15 protein-coding genes are annotated in these 14007 nt (G+C 58.6%); 10 read left to right on the top strand and 5 right to left on the bottom strand.

The genetic code is table 11. The features are described 5' to 3' along the window. Window positions 1-6 precede the first annotated feature (6 nt). Both recQ and ACR0AH_RS09430 read right to left on the bottom strand, forming a co-directional pair. A complete protein-coding gene (recQ, locus tag ACR0AH_RS09435) occupies window positions 7-2046 on the bottom strand; it encodes a DNA helicase RecQ (protein WP_480561901.1) in 2040 nt (679 codons plus the stop codon). 78 nt (window positions 2047-2124) lie between these two features. Further along, window positions 2125-2412 (bottom strand): YggT family protein, encoded by a 288-nt coding sequence (locus ACR0AH_RS09430; protein ID WP_170394943.1) that lies wholly within the window; start codon window positions 2410-2412, stop codon window positions 2125-2127. A gap of 133 nt (window positions 2413-2545) precedes the next feature. On the opposite strand from ACR0AH_RS09430, the gene ACR0AH_RS09425 reads away from it, so the two are divergent. The 10 genes from ACR0AH_RS09425 (at window position 2546) to smpB (ending at window position 10695) form a co-directional block, all read left to right on the top strand. After that, complete coding sequence (locus tag ACR0AH_RS09425; RefSeq protein ID WP_480591603.1) at window positions 2546-3913, top strand: MFS transporter; 1368 nt, start codon at window positions 2546-2548, stop codon at window positions 3911-3913. Further along, the gene (gene mepA, locus ACR0AH_RS09420) at window positions 3910-4773 is read left to right on the top strand and encodes a penicillin-insensitive murein endopeptidase (RefSeq protein ID WP_170515195.1); all 864 of its coding nucleotides are present in this window, start codon (window positions 3910-3912) and stop codon (window positions 4771-4773) included. The genes ACR0AH_RS09425 and mepA overlap by 4 nt, the downstream gene beginning before the upstream one ends. Then, entirely contained in the window at window positions 4746-5630 is an 885-nt protein-coding gene (locus tag ACR0AH_RS09415) for an esterase-like activity of phytase family protein (RefSeq protein ID WP_480591600.1), read from the top strand. Before mepA ends, ACR0AH_RS09415 begins: the two co-directional genes overlap by 28 nt. Before the next feature lie 91 nt (window positions 5631-5721). Beyond that, window positions 5722-6369, top strand: coding sequence for a queuosine precursor transporter (locus ACR0AH_RS09410; RefSeq protein ID WP_480591598.1), 648 nt, complete (start codon window positions 5722-5724; stop codon window positions 6367-6369). A gap of 263 nt (window positions 6370-6632) precedes the next feature. Beyond that, entirely contained in the window at window positions 6633-7052 is a 420-nt protein-coding gene (gene arfB, locus ACR0AH_RS09405) for an alternative ribosome rescue aminoacyl-tRNA hydrolase ArfB (RefSeq protein ID WP_170394928.1), read from the top strand. Window positions 7053-7112: 60 nt separating this feature from the next. Further along, complete coding sequence (locus ACR0AH_RS09400) at window positions 7113-7859, top strand: SDR family oxidoreductase (protein ID WP_170733942.1); 747 nt, start codon at window positions 7113-7115, stop codon at window positions 7857-7859. Window positions 7860-7941: 82 nt separating this feature from the next. After that, a complete protein-coding gene (locus ACR0AH_RS09395) occupies window positions 7942-8955 on the top strand; it encodes a P1 family peptidase (protein WP_170733941.1) in 1014 nt (337 codons plus the stop codon). A gap of 112 nt (window positions 8956-9067) precedes the next feature. After that, window positions 9068-9481 (top strand): c-type cytochrome, encoded by a 414-nt coding sequence (locus tag ACR0AH_RS09390; RefSeq protein WP_170394920.1) that lies wholly within the window; start codon window positions 9068-9070, stop codon window positions 9479-9481. A gap of 144 nt (window positions 9482-9625) precedes the next feature. Beyond that, complete coding sequence (gene idi / locus ACR0AH_RS09385) at window positions 9626-10168, top strand: isopentenyl-diphosphate Delta-isomerase (protein WP_170394917.1); 543 nt, start codon at window positions 9626-9628, stop codon at window positions 10166-10168. 44 nt (window positions 10169-10212) lie between these two features. Further along, window positions 10213-10695 (top strand): SsrA-binding protein SmpB, encoded by a 483-nt coding sequence (gene smpB, locus ACR0AH_RS09380; RefSeq protein WP_170394914.1) that lies wholly within the window; start codon window positions 10213-10215, stop codon window positions 10693-10695. Here smpB and glpK read toward each other — a convergent pair. The 3 genes from glpK to panB all read right to left on the bottom strand — a co-directional run bounded on the left by glpK (window position 10692) and on the right by panB (window position 13928). Continuing rightward, window positions 10692-12170 (bottom strand): glycerol kinase GlpK, encoded by a 1479-nt coding sequence (gene glpK / locus ACR0AH_RS09375; protein WP_170514141.1) that lies wholly within the window; start codon window positions 12168-12170, stop codon window positions 10692-10694. The genes smpB and glpK overlap by 4 nt on opposite strands. 70 nt (window positions 12171-12240) lie before the next feature. Beyond that, complete coding sequence (gene panC, locus ACR0AH_RS09370; protein WP_480591595.1) at window positions 12241-13092, bottom strand: pantoate--beta-alanine ligase; 852 nt, start codon at window positions 13090-13092, stop codon at window positions 12241-12243. Beyond that, window positions 13089-13928 (bottom strand): 3-methyl-2-oxobutanoate hydroxymethyltransferase, encoded by an 840-nt coding sequence (gene panB, locus ACR0AH_RS09365; protein WP_170626741.1) that lies wholly within the window; start codon window positions 13926-13928, stop codon window positions 13089-13091. Before panB ends, panC begins: the two co-directional genes overlap by 4 nt. Between the last annotated feature and the right edge of the window lie 79 nt (window positions 13929-14007).

Here is a 14007-nt window from a genome sequence, read left to right as displayed (position 1 = left end):
GCGTATCTAGCCCGCCTGTTGCAGCACGTCCAGAAACGCCGCGCCAAACCTTTCGTGACGACGGTCACCCAGAACCTGCTCCATCGCTCGTGGATCATCCGGGTGCAGTTGTGCCACTTTCGCCAATTGCGAGGCCGTGCAGCTTAGCGGTTTGTCGATCCCGTCGGGGCCACGCGACAATTGTGATTGAACCTCAAGCAACTGATCGTAAATGTCGCCCTGATTGCGGCCGGCAAGCTTGCGCCGCGCCGGGTGCAATTCTTCTACCGCGCCGGTCAGCACCTCAAGGAAAGTGGATCCATAGCGCTCCAGTTTCTTTGACCCGATACCGCTGATCCGCGCCATGTCATCCAGATTTGCAGGTCGGGTTTCTGCCATCTCGATTAGGGTGCGATCAGGAAAAATGACATAAGCCGGGACCCGAGCGGCCTCGGCCAGTGCGCGCCGCTTGGCCTTGAGCGCCGAGAGCAGCGGCGCGTCTTCCTCGGACACCATCGATTTGACAGCGGGTCGTCGGGTGGCTTTGCGGATGGTATCCTTGCGCAGATCGATCTGCGCCTCACCTTTCAGGATGGGTTTGGCGGTTTCTGTCATACGCAGCGCGCCGTGGCGTTCAGGGTCGGGGCGCACCAAATCATGGCCCATCATCTGCCGGAAGATCGCTTGCCATTGTGGGCGCGACCAGTCCTTGCCGATGCCGTAGGTGGACAGATTGTCGTGTCGCCGTGCGCGAATTTTATCGGTCTCGTTGGCAAGCAGAATGTCGATCAGATGACCTGCGCCGAACCATTCCTCGGTGCGTAGAATGGCGGACAGAGCCATGCGGACGGGCGTTGTGCCGTCGAAGACTTCAGGCGGGTTGTCGCAGAGATCGCACTTGCCGCAGGGTTCAGTCTGTTCCCCAAAATACCCCAGCAAGCTCTGGCGGCGGCATTTCAGTGCTTCGGCCAATCCCAGCAGCGCGTTAAGACGCGCATGATCCGCCATGCGCCGTTCAGGTGGGGCCAGCCCTTCGTCGATCTGTGAGCGTCGTAGTCGGATATCGTCAGGCCCGAACAAGGTCAGGGTCTCGGCTGGTCCACCATCGCGCCCGGCGCGACCGATTTCTTGATAATAGGCCTCGATCGATTTCGGCAAATCCGCATGGGCGACCCAGCGGATGTCCGGCTTGTCGATACCCATGCCAAAGGCGACCGTAGCGACGACAATCAGCCCGTCCTCGCGCGCAAACCGAGCTTCCACGATGCGGCGATCCTCGGCCTCCATCCCGCCGTGATAGTGGCAGGCCGTGTGACCTTCGGCGCGCAGGGCTTGCGCCAGCACCTCGGTCTTGTTGCGGGTCCCGCAATAGACGATGCCGGATTGGGTTTTGCGCGCGGCAGCGAAATCGAGGATCTGTTTGCGCGGTCCATCCTTGGCGGCAAAAGCCAGATGGATATTGGGCCTGTCGAACCCCCGCAGGAACTTGCGCGGCTCAACACCGTCGAACAGTTTTTCGACGATCTCGTCCTGCGTTTCCGCATCCGCTGTCGCGGTGAACGCGGCGAGGGGCACATTCAAAGCGCGCCGCAGCTCTCCGATCCGCAGATAATCAGGGCGGAAATCGTGGCCCCATTGGCTGACACAATGGGCCTCATCCACCGCGATCAGATTGACGTTAATCCTGCGCAGCATCCCCAGCGCCGACCCGGCGGCCAGACGCTCGGGCGCCATATACAGAAGCTTGAGCCGCCCAGCCTCTAATGCGTCCCATACCGCATCAGTTTCTTCGGGGGTGTTGCCCGAGGTGAGCGCGCCCGCCTCGACACCGGCTTCCTGCAGCCCACGCACCTGATCGCGCATCAAGGCGATCAGCGGAGAGATCACAACAGTCACGCCGTCTCGCAGCAACGCAGGTAACTGAAAACATAAGGACTTGCCCCCACCAGTGGGCATGATCGCCAGCACGTTTTCACCCGCGGTCACGGCGTCGACGATCTCTTCCTGACCGGGGCGGAAGTCGTCGAATCCGAAAACGTCTCGCAACAAGGGTGCGGAGTCGAACATGCGACGGAGGGTCCTGTTTTATGGTTTATCTGCTCTTAAGACAGGACCATCACATACTAAGATTCGGTGAACAAGAGGTCAGTAGAAATAGACCGCGTTGTTGATCAGAATGATCCGCAACGCATAGACCCCGATCAGCACCACCAGAGGGGTCAGATCCAGACCGCCCATGGCGGGTAGAATGCGGCGAATGGGGCCGTAGATCGGCTCTAACAAACGGTTCAGTCCGTACCAGATTTGCGCCACCAGTTGCTGGTGCAGGTTCAGCACCTGGAAGTTGATCAGCCAGCTCATGATCACATGGGCAAGGATGATGAACCAGACAATGTCCAGGATCAGCAGAAGGATTTGGATCAGCGACAGCATGGGCACTCCGTTCGTCAATTGTCCTGAGACCTAAGCGTCACAGCCGCAAAGAGCAAGTGCGCCCCAACAGAACGCTTGCGAATTGACCCAAAGCCCCGTCTTATGATCGCAACAATAATAATATGGGGCAGAGATGGCGGAGATTTCCAAGCGTAAGCGCATCTGGGGCTGGTGGTTTTTCGACTGGGCCAGCCAGCCGTTCCATACATTGCTGGTGACCTTTGTCTTTGGCCCCTATTTCGCCGGGGTGGCGGCTCAATACTATGCGAATACCGGATTAGACACCGATGCTGCGGCGGCGCAGGCGCAGACCGTCTGGGCGAATTGCCTGACCATAACTGGGCTGATCATCGCGTTCGGAGCGCCCCTGTTGGGCGCGATGGCGGATGTTTCGGGTCGGCGCATCCCGTGGATTCTCGGGTTTTCGGTGATGTACGCGGTGGGGTCTGCCGCGTTGTGGTACACGATGCCCGATGGCTCGAACATGTGGTTGATGCTGTCGGCTTTTGGTCTGGGCTTTGTGGGCGCAGAATATGCACTGATCTTCATCAACTCTCAGCTGCCCGATCTGGGTGACGATAGAGAAGTGGGCGAGATTTCAGGTTCGGGCTTCGCCTTCGGCTATTTCGGAGGCCTGCTGTCGCTGGCCATCATGCTGGCGCTGTTTGTTGAACAGCCCAACGGCAAGACCTTGATTGGTATGGATCCGTTGTTCGGGCTGGATGCGGCAACGCGTGAAGGGACGCGGTTTGTCGGCCCCTTCACCGCCGGATGGTTCGTGTTGTTCATGGTGCCGTATTTCCTGTGGGTTCGGGATGATCCCGAGACCAACAAACAGGGTAGCGTGGGTGAGGCGCTGCGCTTGCTGGGCAAGTCCGTGGCGGCGCTGCGTCACCGGGTCAGTCTCGCGACCTATCTGGGGTCGTCGATGTTCTATCGCGACGCGTTGAACGGGCTATACAGTTTCGGAGGCGTCTACGCGCGGCTGGTGCTTGAATGGGACCTGATAAAAATCGGCGTATTTGGGATCGTCAGCGTTCTGGCCTCGGCCATCTTTGCATGGATCGGCGGCAAGATGGATTGCAAATACGGCCCTAAACCGGTGATATTGGTTGCGATTTGGGTTCTGATCTTTGTCTGCGTAACGGTTGTGTCGATGGATCGAACACAGATCTACGGAATTTCATTACCCGTAGGCTCGGGCCTGCCGGACATGACGTTCTTCGGGTGCGGAGTTCTGATCGGCGGCATGGGAGGTATTCTGCAATCCGCCAGCCGTTCAATGATGGTACGCCATACTGATCCCGCCACCCCGGTCGAGAGTTTTGGGCTGTACGGGCTTTCGGGTCGGGCGACCGCCTTTGCAGCGCCGCTATTGATCGGAATAGCAACAACAGCAACCGGTAGTGCAAGACTGGGGGTGTCACCGATCATTCTGTTGTTTATTCTGGGCCTAGTCCTGATGCGCTGGGTGAAACCGGAAGGGGATCAGAGCAGATGATTTTACTACGTTTTTTGGCCGTTCTGGCCGCAATAGCACTGGCAGGCGTGGCCACGGCACAGCCCTTGGCCAAACAGTTATTCGGAGCCCAGAAGGTTGGGTCGCAGCAAAAATCTGCCGCATTCGGCAGTTATTCGCGCGGGTGCGCCGCCGGGTCGGTGCAACTCCCTGAAACCGGGCCAACTTGGCAAGCCATGCGCCTGTCGCGCAATCGCAATTGGGGGCATCCTCAGGCGATCGACTATGTGCAGGATCTCAGCCGGTTTGCCGCGAAACAACCGGGGTGGAATGGTCTCTATATCGGGGATATCAGCCAACCGCGGGGGGGGCCGATGACTTCGGGCCATCGTTCGCATCAGTTGGGTTTGGATATCGATATCTGGATGCTGCCGGGCGATAACATGCGCCTAAGCCGCAAAGCACGCGAGAATATCTCGTCTATATCCTTGCGCCGCGCGAACGGCGCGTATGTAAACGGCAACTGGACCAAGCAGCACCATGCGGTATTGCGCGAAGCCGCCAAGGACAAGCGCGTTGCCCGGATCTTCGTATTCCCGGGTGCAAAGGTGCAGATGTGCAATGACGAGAAGGGCAACAAAGCCTATCTGCGCAAGATCCGGCCATGGTGGGGACATCACTATCATTTCCACGTGCGGTTGAAATGCCCGAAAGGATCGAAAGGCTGTGTAAATCAGGACCCGCCACCCAAGGGTGATGGTTGCGCCGAGGCGCAGCAATGGGTGCGCAATATTCTGAACCCACCGCCACCTGATCCAAATGCGCCAGCACCGAAAAAGCGTCGTGAGTTTCGCCTGGCTGATCTACCCCAGCAATGTACCGCCGTTCTGCAATCCAACTGATCACGGCGCTTCTGCTGGCAGGGACTGTTCAGGCGATGGAGCTTAAGCAGGCTTCGCTGCTGGACAGCTATGTCTGGCGCGACAACGCTAACTGGTTCGGTGGATTTTCGGCGATTCATATCTCCGAAAACGGGCGGAACATGGCCGCTATCAGTGACCGGTCAACACTGATCACCGCGCGGATTGAACGAGATCAAGATACGATCAGAAACATCCAAATCCTTGACCAGTGGCCGATTCTGTCCAGCAAAGGCCGTATCTTGAAGGGGAGGGCAGGGGATTCCGAAGGGCTCGCCGTTGCTGCAGATGGCAGCGTTTACGTCTCGTTCGAAGGCGTTCACCGAATCGTGCATTACACTGCCCCCGACGCCAATGGACGGGTTCTGCCGCGCCCGCGAGAGTTCCTGAATATGGACCTCAACGGCTCATTTGAAGCGCTGGCGATAGATGGTCGCGGGCGGTTGTATACGCTGACCGAAAAGACCCGCACTGTTCGAGGCGATATACCGGTCTATCGCTGGGATGGCGCACGCTGGTCAGCGCCTTTTGTGTTGCCGCCCCGTGGAAAGTTCCTACCGGTTGCAGCGGATTTCGGGCCCGACGGGAGGCTCTATGTGTTAGAGCGTGCGGTGGCTTTCATCGGCTTCCGCTCACGCCTGCGACGCTGGGTGATCTCTGGCGACGTGCCCAAGGCCGAAGAAACGCTGTTTGAAACCGCTACCGGGGCCCATGACAATCTGGAGGGTCTTTCGGTCTGGCGCGATCAGAACGGGCGGTTGCGCGCAACCATGGTTTCGGACGACAATTTTCGTTCCTTGCAACGTACCGAGTTGGTGGAATACTTGCTGCCTGATTGACAGGCCGCATACAAAGGTCTAAACGCACGGCCTGCCTCGGGATGAGCCTGGGGCCAAGTCGCCGCTACCTTGTCAAAACGGGCATCTGAAAATGCAACGCTCTTATATTCCCGGCATCCTTGCCATGGCCTCGATCGTCGTGGCCTCAAACATCCTGGTCCAGTTCCTGATCCTTGATGGCCTATTGACCTGGGGTGCCTTCACCTATCCGTTGGCCTTTCTGGTCACCGACATCATGAACCGCGTCTATGGCGTGGGTCCGGCCCGCAAGGTCGTATTCGCCGGTTTTGTCACCGGTATCATCTGCTCGCTGATCGGCAGCCAGATCATGCTGCAGGGTGACGGGTTTATCTATGCAGCCGTACCGCTGCGCATTGCTGTGGCTTCGGGCACCGCCTTCCTGATTGCGCAATTGACCGACGTCACTGTGTTCAACTCACTGCGTGGTGGCCGCTGGTGGCGCGCGCCGCTGGTGTCGACACTGGTTGGCTCGGCGCTGGACACCGCGATCTTCTTTACCCTGGCGTTCTCGGTCTCGGTTACCGTCTTTGGTGCCAATGCAGATGCAGCGATCAACTGGGCGTGGGAGCCTGTGCCCTTCATGCTGTCCGGCCCGATGGCCCCACTCTGGGTAACGCTGGCCTTCGCCGACTGGCTGGTGAAACTGTCGCTGGCGCTAATCGCCCTGATTCCGTTCAAGGTGATTGTTGCCCGTTTGACCGCCGCGCAGCCTGCATAAAAAAGTGCTTTGAGATTGGCGCATCTTGTGTCAGGCTCAAAGTTAACCGCAACAGATAGAAAAGGAGGTGATCCAGTGTCGAGAAAGAGATTGGAGAGAGGTGTTGGAACAACCGGGGGGATCGCCTGTTAAGGCAGCCCTTGGCGGAGCGCTCGCTCCGGCTGGTCGATTGATCTAACCGACCCAACCTCCTGAGCTTTCGAAGGGCCGTCCCGCCGGGGCGGCCCTTTTTGTTTTCAACTGCGCCCTGTAAGGTCCGATCCATGTTGCGCATCACCGACGATATCGCCCTGCAAGACTGGGAAATGACCGAAAGCTTCGTGCGGTCTTCTGGTCCGGGTGGGCAGAACGTCAACAAGGTCTCCACCGCCGTTGAGCTGCGGTTCGAGGCCGCGCGCTCACCTTCCTTGCCTGATCCGGTCAAGACACGTCTGAAACGGCTGGCCGGACGTCGCTGGACCAAGGACGGCGCCATCATCATTCAATGTGAAGAAACACGCTCTCAGGCCCGAAACCGCGACATCGCGCGCGCCCGGTTGGCTGAACTGATCACGCGGGCTTTGGTCAATCCCAAGCGCAGGATCGCGACCAAACCCACTTATGGTTCGGTCAAGCGAAGGCTTGCTGCTAAGAAAGCCCGCGCGGATGTCAAAGCCCTGCGAGGCAAAGTGTCCGAAGATTGATCTGGCAGTTTCGCTGCACGTTGCTACTCTGCCGGTGCAAGACGCAGGGGAGGTAAAGCCATGAGGCTTGAGGGAAAAACCGCCATCGTAACCGGCGGCGCATCCGGGTTCGGCGCTGGGATTGCGCAAAAATTCCTGACCGAAGGCGCCCGCGTGATGATCGCAGATATCAATGGCGAAGCGGCTTCCGACATGGCGTCTGCGGTCGGCACGAATGCCATCGCACAGCACGTTGACGTCTCGGATGCGGCATCGGTTCAGGCAATGGCAAATGCGGTGTCGGAAGAATTCGGAAAGCTTGATATTCTGGTGAATAATGCGGGCGTGACGCACCTGCCGGCCCCACTTGAGGACGTCGATGACGATGAATTCGACCGCGTCTTCGCCGTGAACATGAAATCCGTTTACCTGACCGCGCGCGCCTTTGTTCCGCAGATGAAGACACGTGGCGCGGGGGCGATCCTGAACGTGGCCTCAACAGCAGGCCTGTCGCCGCGGCCCAATCTGAACTGGTACAACGCCTCCAAAGGCTGGATGATCACCGCGACCAAGACGATGGCCGTCGAACTTGCCCCCTCGGGCCTGCGCGTCAACGCGATCTGCCCGGTGGCGGGTGAAACCCCGCTGCTGAAATCCTTCATGGGTGAAGACACCCCGGAAATCCGCGCCAAATTCCTGTCGACGATCCCGCTTGGTCGCTTCTCAACCCCCGAAGATATGGCAAACGCCGCCTGTTTCCTCTGCTCGGACGAGGCCAGCATGATCACCGGCACAGCCCTGGAAGTGGACGGAGGCCGATGCATCTGATCCGCCCTTCATCTGGCCATAAATATCTCCGCCGGAGGCAGCGCGCGCCAGCGCGATTTCCGGCCCAGTGTGCGAGACGAAAATGAACCCCGGACCCAGAAACCTGATCACTGATGTCGCTGGCCTCAAGGTTGGCAATGCGCACGATGATACGCTTAAATCAGGCACAACTGTCCTGACGGCGGACAACCCGTTCACAGCTTCGGTTCATGTGATGGGCGGCGCCCCCGGCACGCGTGAGACCGACCTTCTGGCGGTCGACAAAACTGTTGATCGGGTCGACGCGATTGCTTTGTCCGGCGGCTCGGCCTTTGGACTGGATGCGTGCTCGGGCGTTTCAGACGCATTGCGCGCTCAGGGGCGCGGATTTCAGGTCGGTTCGGCCGTCGTGCCCATCGTGCCGGGCGCGATTCTGTTCGATCTACTCAATGGTGGAGATAAGAACTGGACCGAAAATCCTTATCGCGATCTAGGGAAGTCTGCGTATCTGACCGCCTCACCAGAATTTGAACTGGGCTCGGTGGGGGCTGGTACCGGCGCATTGGCCGCGATGCACAAGGGTGGCTTAGGCTCGGCTTCGTTAAAGCTTGAGGGTGGCGTAACCGTCGGCGCGCTGGTTGCGGCCAATCCGCTTGGCAGCGTAACCACACCGGGTGATCGGCATTTTTGGGCTGCGCCGTTTGAGATCGATGACGAGTTCGGTGGATTGGGGCCAGATCCGACCTCGGGCCTCGGTTCTTCTCTTGTCAGCCGTAAGGCGCAGATGATGCATTCTGCTCCGCCAGATCGCGCAAACACCACGATTGCTATAGTTGCAACTGATGCAGCGCTGACCAAACCGCAATGCCAGCGTCTGGCGGTAGCAGCCCATGACGGCATCGCCCGCGCCATCGTGCCTGCGCACACGCCTGGCGATGGGGATCTGGTATTCGGTCTCAGCACCTGCGCGCGCACGGTTGGCCCCGAGGCGATGGCGATGATCGGCCATGCGGCCTCGATCTGTCTTGCGCGCGCGATTGCACGGGCTATCTATCTGGCTTCCCCCCGCGCTGGCGACCTGCTGCCCTGCTGGTCGCAGTTACATGACTTCGGTTAAGTACGACACCGATCGCCTGTGACACAGTGCCGTCGCGCGGCAATCTGCGCGTTGACTCTCTGCTGTGCCAGCGATCCATTCGGTGCAGCCAATTCATATCGGAGCAAAAGCTATGAATCGTATCCTTGCCACCGCAATTGCCGGTCTGCTGGCCCTTCCTGTCTATGCAGAAGGTGATGCCGAAGCGGGTAAGAAGACCTTCAATAAATGTAAATCCTGTCACATGATTGCTGACCCTGCGGGTGAAGTTATCGTTAAGGGCGGTAAGACGGGTCCGAACCTGTACGGAATCGCAGGCCGCACCGCCGGCACTGAAGAAGGCTTCAGATACGGCGATAGCATCGTGGCCGCGGGCGAAAATGGTCTGGTCTGGGATGAAGAGACTTTCGTGGCCTACGCCCAAGACCCCAAAGCATTCTTGAAAGACTATTTGGGGGAAACCTCGGCCAAGTCGAAAATGACCTTCAAGCTGAAAAAGGGCGCCGAAGACGTTTACGCCTATATCGTGAGCGTTTCGGGAGAGTAACTCCGCCAACAGGTTTACAGACGAACTTCGAAATGCCGCAGCCCCTGCGGCCTTTCGTGCGATTGATTGACATTGTAATCAGCGCCACTTTGGGGAAAACCGGTAAGGCCATGTGCACCGGAGATCGCCAACAGGAGACGACAGATGGGAATCTTGATCCCGGCTTGGGTTGAGGGCGAACTGACACCCGTCGACAAGCTGGAGGCGCATGAAAAGGGGCTGCGACACAAGGCTGTGTCCGTGTTTGCCGTGCGCGGGACCGAGATATTGCTGCAACGCCGGGCGATGGGCAAATACCACACGCCGGGTCTATGGGCGAATACCTGTTGTACGCATCCGGATTGGGACGAAAGCGCTTCGCATTGTGCCGTCCGGCGCCTGCGCGAAGAATTGGGCATCACCGGACTTTACCCCGAATACCGGCATCGATTGGAGTATCACGCCGATGTCGGCAACGGAATGGTCGAGAACGAGGTGGTCGATGTCTTTCTGGCCCATGTGCGTGGGGCCCTAAAAATCGAGCCTAACCCGGAAGAAGTGATGGATATCCGCTGGGTCGATTACCACGATCTGCTGGCCGAGGTGAAACGGCATCCCGACCGTTTTACCCCGTGGCTCAAGATTTATCTGCACAATCACGCTGACACGATATTTGGACCTGACCTGATAATCTCGGCCAATTCGTAACCCTGCCTTGCAAGGCGGACGCAAGCGGCCTAAATCAACGCGTCATGGCCAAGCAGAAGCAGAATACTGACCCGAATTACAAAGTGATCGCCGAAAACCGGCGTGCGCGCTTCGATTATGCGATCGAAGACGATCTCGAATGCGGTATTGTCCTGGAAGGGTCCGAGGTCAAATCCCTGCGTGCCGGTGGGTCGAACATTGCTGAAAGCTATGCGTCCGTCGATGATGGAGAGCTATGGCTGATCAACAGCTATATCGCGCCCTATGAGCAGGCCAAGGTCTTCAAACATGAAGAACGCCGCCGCCGTAAACTGCTGGTGTCACGCAAGGAACTGTCGAACCTGTGGAACGCGACCCAACGCAAAGGCATGACGCTGGTGCCGCTGGTACTTTACTTTAATCACAAGGGTCGGGCGAAGCTGAAGATCGGCATCGCCAAAGGTAAAAAGCTGCACGACAAGCGCGAAACGCAGGCCAAGCGCGACTGGTCACGGCAGAAACAGCGCTTGATGAAGGACCACAGTTAGAACGCCATGGCCGCCTGAACCGCGCGTTGCCAGCGTGCATAGGCCGCGTCTCGGTCAGCTACGGGTTTTGCAGGCTCAAACCGCCGATCCAGATCCCAGGTTTCGGCGAATCCGGCCTGATCCGGGTAGACACCCGCTTTCATGCCCGCCAGCCATGCGGCACCAAGCGCGGTGGTTTCCTGCATCACCGGGCGGTCGACCGGGGCGCCCAGAATGTCGGAAAGCCCCTGCATGGCCCAGTCCGAGGCGCTCATTCCGCCGTCGACGCGCAGGATCACGTCAGTCTCTGCGCCCCAATCGCCCTGCATGGCGTGCCACAGGTCGCGGGTCTGGAACGCGATGCTTTCCAGCGTGGCGCGCGTGATTTCGGCGCGGCCTGAATTGCGAGTCAGGCCAAAGATTGCGCCCCGGCAATCGGGTTTCCAATAAGGCGCGCCCAGCCCAGTAAAGGCAGGGACGAGAACAACGTGCTGGTTTGGATCAGCTTTGGCGGCCAGTTCACCGCTTTGCGGTGCGGTTTCGATGATTTGCAACGCATCGCGCAGCCATTGCACCGCCGCACCGGCAATGAAAATCGAGCCTTCAAGCGCATAGGTTTTCTGCCCGTCCAACTGATAGGCAATTGTCGTTAGCAGCCGGTTTTTCGATTCAACTGGCTGCGTACCGGTGTTGAGTAGTGCGAAACAGCCCGTGCCATAGGTGGATTTCATCATGCCCGGCTGGAAACAGGCCTGTCCGATGGTGGCAGCTTGCTGATCCCCCGCCACGCCGAGAATTGGAATATTACCGTTAAACAGGGAGGTCGATCCGAAGTCTGCGGCGCAATCGCGCACGTCGGGCAACAAAGCTTGGGGGATGTCCAGCAAGTCGCAGATCTCGGTACTCCATTCCCCTTTGTGAATATCGAATAGCAATGTGCGGGCCGCATTGGTGGCGTCGGTGGCGTGCACGCGCCCTTCTGTCAGTCGCCAGATCAGGAAGGTATCGATTGTGCCGAACAGCAGCTCTCCGGCGGCAGCACGGTCGCGTGCGCCGGGGACGGTATCAAGCAACCATTTGACCTTGGTGCCTGAAAAATAAGGATCTAGCAGCAGACCGGTCTGGGCAGTTACGTCATCCTCGCATCCCGCTTTGCGAAGACGCTCGCAAATCTCAGCGGTGCGACGGTCCTGCCAGACGATTGCGTTGTGAATGGGGGCCCCGGTGGCGCGATCCCAGATGACAGTGGTTTCGCGTTGGTTGGTAATCCCGATGCCAGCGATCTGTGCCGCGGATACACCTGTCCTTTGCATCACTTCACGGCAAACCGTCAGAACGCTGTCCCATATCTCCTCGGCATCATGCTCAACCCAGCCTTCCTGTGGGAAATGCTGTGTAAACTCGTGCTGCGCAGTGCCGACGCGCTGCATTTGCGCGTCGAACAGGATTGCACGAGACGATGTGGTGCCCTGATCGATTGCCAGTATATAGGTCATTCCTGCGCCCCTCCCGCTTTGGTTTTGCAGGACTTTAGCGCAAACACAACCAAACGTACCAGAGGGGAAATCAGACCGGAGACACCGGTAGATTGTCGATCAGCCGCACGCCGTCGACCAAGGCTGCCGCAAACAGTCGTGCGGGTCGTTTGGCATGGGTCATAGGCTCCAGCGTTTCAGCGCAGCGTAGTTGCAGATACTCCACTTCGTTGAAGCCGGCGGCCAAAAGATCGGCCTGTGCCTGAGAAGCCAAAGCTTCGAATTCTTCGCCGTTTTCCAGCGCCTGAACAACTGCACGCATGATACGATGTTTTTCGGCTGCGATGGCCAGACCGTCCTCGGATAGCCTTTGATTGCGCGAAGACATTGCGAGGCCCGAAGGTTCACGCACCGTGGGGCAACCAATCACCTCGATAGGGATATCGAGGTCGCGGGCCATCCGGCGGACGATCATAAGCTGCTGATAGTCTTTTTCCCCGAAATAGGCTCGATCCGCTTGCGTTTGCAGGAACAGCTTTGCGACAACTGTTGCCACACCATCGAAATGACCCGGGCGGAATTCTCCCTCCATCGCGTCGGTCAGACCCGAGACCGAGACTGTGGTGGCGAAGCCATCAGGGTAAATCTCATCCGGGTCGGGCACGTATATCGCATTGACGTTGTAAGGCGCGAGTTTTTTCGCGTCTTCTTGTTCGGTGCGCGGATAGTTGGCGAGGTCTTCGGGGTTGTTGAACTGCTTGGGGTTTACAAAGATCGTCACGATCACCCGGTCGCAAGCCGTCTTCGCGGCTTCGGCCAGCGACAGATGCCCCTGGTGCAGCGCACCCATGGTGGGGACAACTCCGATCACCTCACCATTCAGATGCCAATCACGGGTCAGAGCGCGCAAGTCTGCCAGTCGACGCAGAATAGGCGCGGTCATGACTTGGGTCCTTTGACGGGTACGGCATCGGCAAAGACGTGTTCGTGTGCCGGGAAGCTTCGCGCACGAACCTCGGCGGCGTATTCAGCAATGGCGGCTTCGGCCAGCGGGCCAAGATCAGCATAGCGTTTGACGAATTTCGGTTTGAAGGCGGTGAAAAAGCCAAGCATATCATCCACCACCAGAATTTGCCCGTCGCACCCGGCAGAGGCACCAATGCCGATTGTGGGGATCGCAATCTCAGCGGTAATCCGGTTGGCCAAACCCTGCGGAACTTTCTCTAACACGACCGAAAACGCGCCTGCTTCGGCGACGGCCCGGGCGTCGGCCAATACGGCATCGGCCTGTTCGTCGCGCCCTTGTACCTTATAGCCACCCAAAGTGTTTATCGACTGCGGTGTCAGGCCAATGTGTGCCATCACCGGGATCCCGCGTTTGACCAGAAACCGGATGGTTTCAGCCATCTCGACGCCACCTTCCAGCTTAACCGCCCCAGCTCCTGTTTCCGACATCAGCCGGGCTGCGTTGCGGAATGCCTGAGCCGGGTCATGCTCGTAGCTGGCGAAAGGCATGTCGATCACCATCATTGCCTTGTCCAGACCACGGGCAACGGCCTGGCCGTGCATGATCATCATCTCCATCGTCACACCAAGGGTCGACGTCAACCCGTGCAACACCATGCCGACGCTGTCACCGACCAGAACGAAGTCACAATGCGCATCCATCAACTGCGCCATCGGTGTTGTGTAGGCGGTCAACGAGACCAGAGGATCAGTACCTTTCCGGGCGCGGATATCCTCGGCGTTCGGGGCTTTCTTGCGGGCGGTGGCGCTCATGCTCGCTCCTCGCAGGGTTCATGTTGCAGCGCGGCATAGCAGATGCGGCAGGCGCAAAGAAACCCCGGTTGCGCCAACA

The organism is Ruegeria sp. AM5, assembly GCF_056540645.1.
The sequence above is the reverse complement of the archived record's forward strand: the minus strand, read 5'-3'. Positions and strand labels throughout refer to the sequence as shown.

Coding starts and splice junctions, on each gene's coding strand:
- recQ (WP_480561901.1), bottom strand. CDS start 2,046: ATGTTCGACTCCGCACCCTTGTTGCGAGACGTTTTCGGATTCGACGAC.
- ACR0AH_RS09430 (WP_170394943.1), bottom strand. CDS start 2,412: ATGCTGTCGCTGATCCAAATCCTTCTGCTGATCCTGGACATTGTCTGG.
- ACR0AH_RS09425 (WP_480591603.1), top strand. CDS start 2,546: ATGGCGGAGATTTCCAAGCGTAAGCGCATCTGGGGCTGGTGGTTTTTC.
- mepA (WP_170515195.1), top strand. CDS start 3,910: ATGATTTTACTACGTTTTTTGGCCGTTCTGGCCGCAATAGCACTGGCA.
- ACR0AH_RS09415 (WP_480591600.1), top strand. CDS start 4,746: ATGTACCGCCGTTCTGCAATCCAACTGATCACGGCGCTTCTGCTGGCA.
- ACR0AH_RS09410 (WP_480591598.1), top strand. CDS start 5,722: ATGCAACGCTCTTATATTCCCGGCATCCTTGCCATGGCCTCGATCGTC.
- arfB (WP_170394928.1), top strand. CDS start 6,633: ATGTTGCGCATCACCGACGATATCGCCCTGCAAGACTGGGAAATGACC.
- ACR0AH_RS09400 (WP_170733942.1), top strand. CDS start 7,113: ATGAGGCTTGAGGGAAAAACCGCCATCGTAACCGGCGGCGCATCCGGG.
- ACR0AH_RS09395 (WP_170733941.1), top strand. CDS start 7,942: ATGAACCCCGGACCCAGAAACCTGATCACTGATGTCGCTGGCCTCAAG.
- ACR0AH_RS09390 (WP_170394920.1), top strand. CDS start 9,068: ATGAATCGTATCCTTGCCACCGCAATTGCCGGTCTGCTGGCCCTTCCT.
- idi (WP_170394917.1), top strand. CDS start 9,626: ATGGGAATCTTGATCCCGGCTTGGGTTGAGGGCGAACTGACACCCGTC.
- smpB (WP_170394914.1), top strand. CDS start 10,213: ATGGCCAAGCAGAAGCAGAATACTGACCCGAATTACAAAGTGATCGCC.
- glpK (WP_170514141.1), bottom strand. CDS start 12,170: ATGACCTATATACTGGCAATCGATCAGGGCACCACATCGTCTCGTGCA.
- panC (WP_480591595.1), bottom strand. CDS start 13,092: ATGACCGCGCCTATTCTGCGTCGACTGGCAGACTTGCGCGCTCTGACC.
- panB (WP_170626741.1), bottom strand. CDS start 13,928: ATGAGCGCCACCGCCCGCAAGAAAGCCCCGAACGCCGAGGATATCCGC.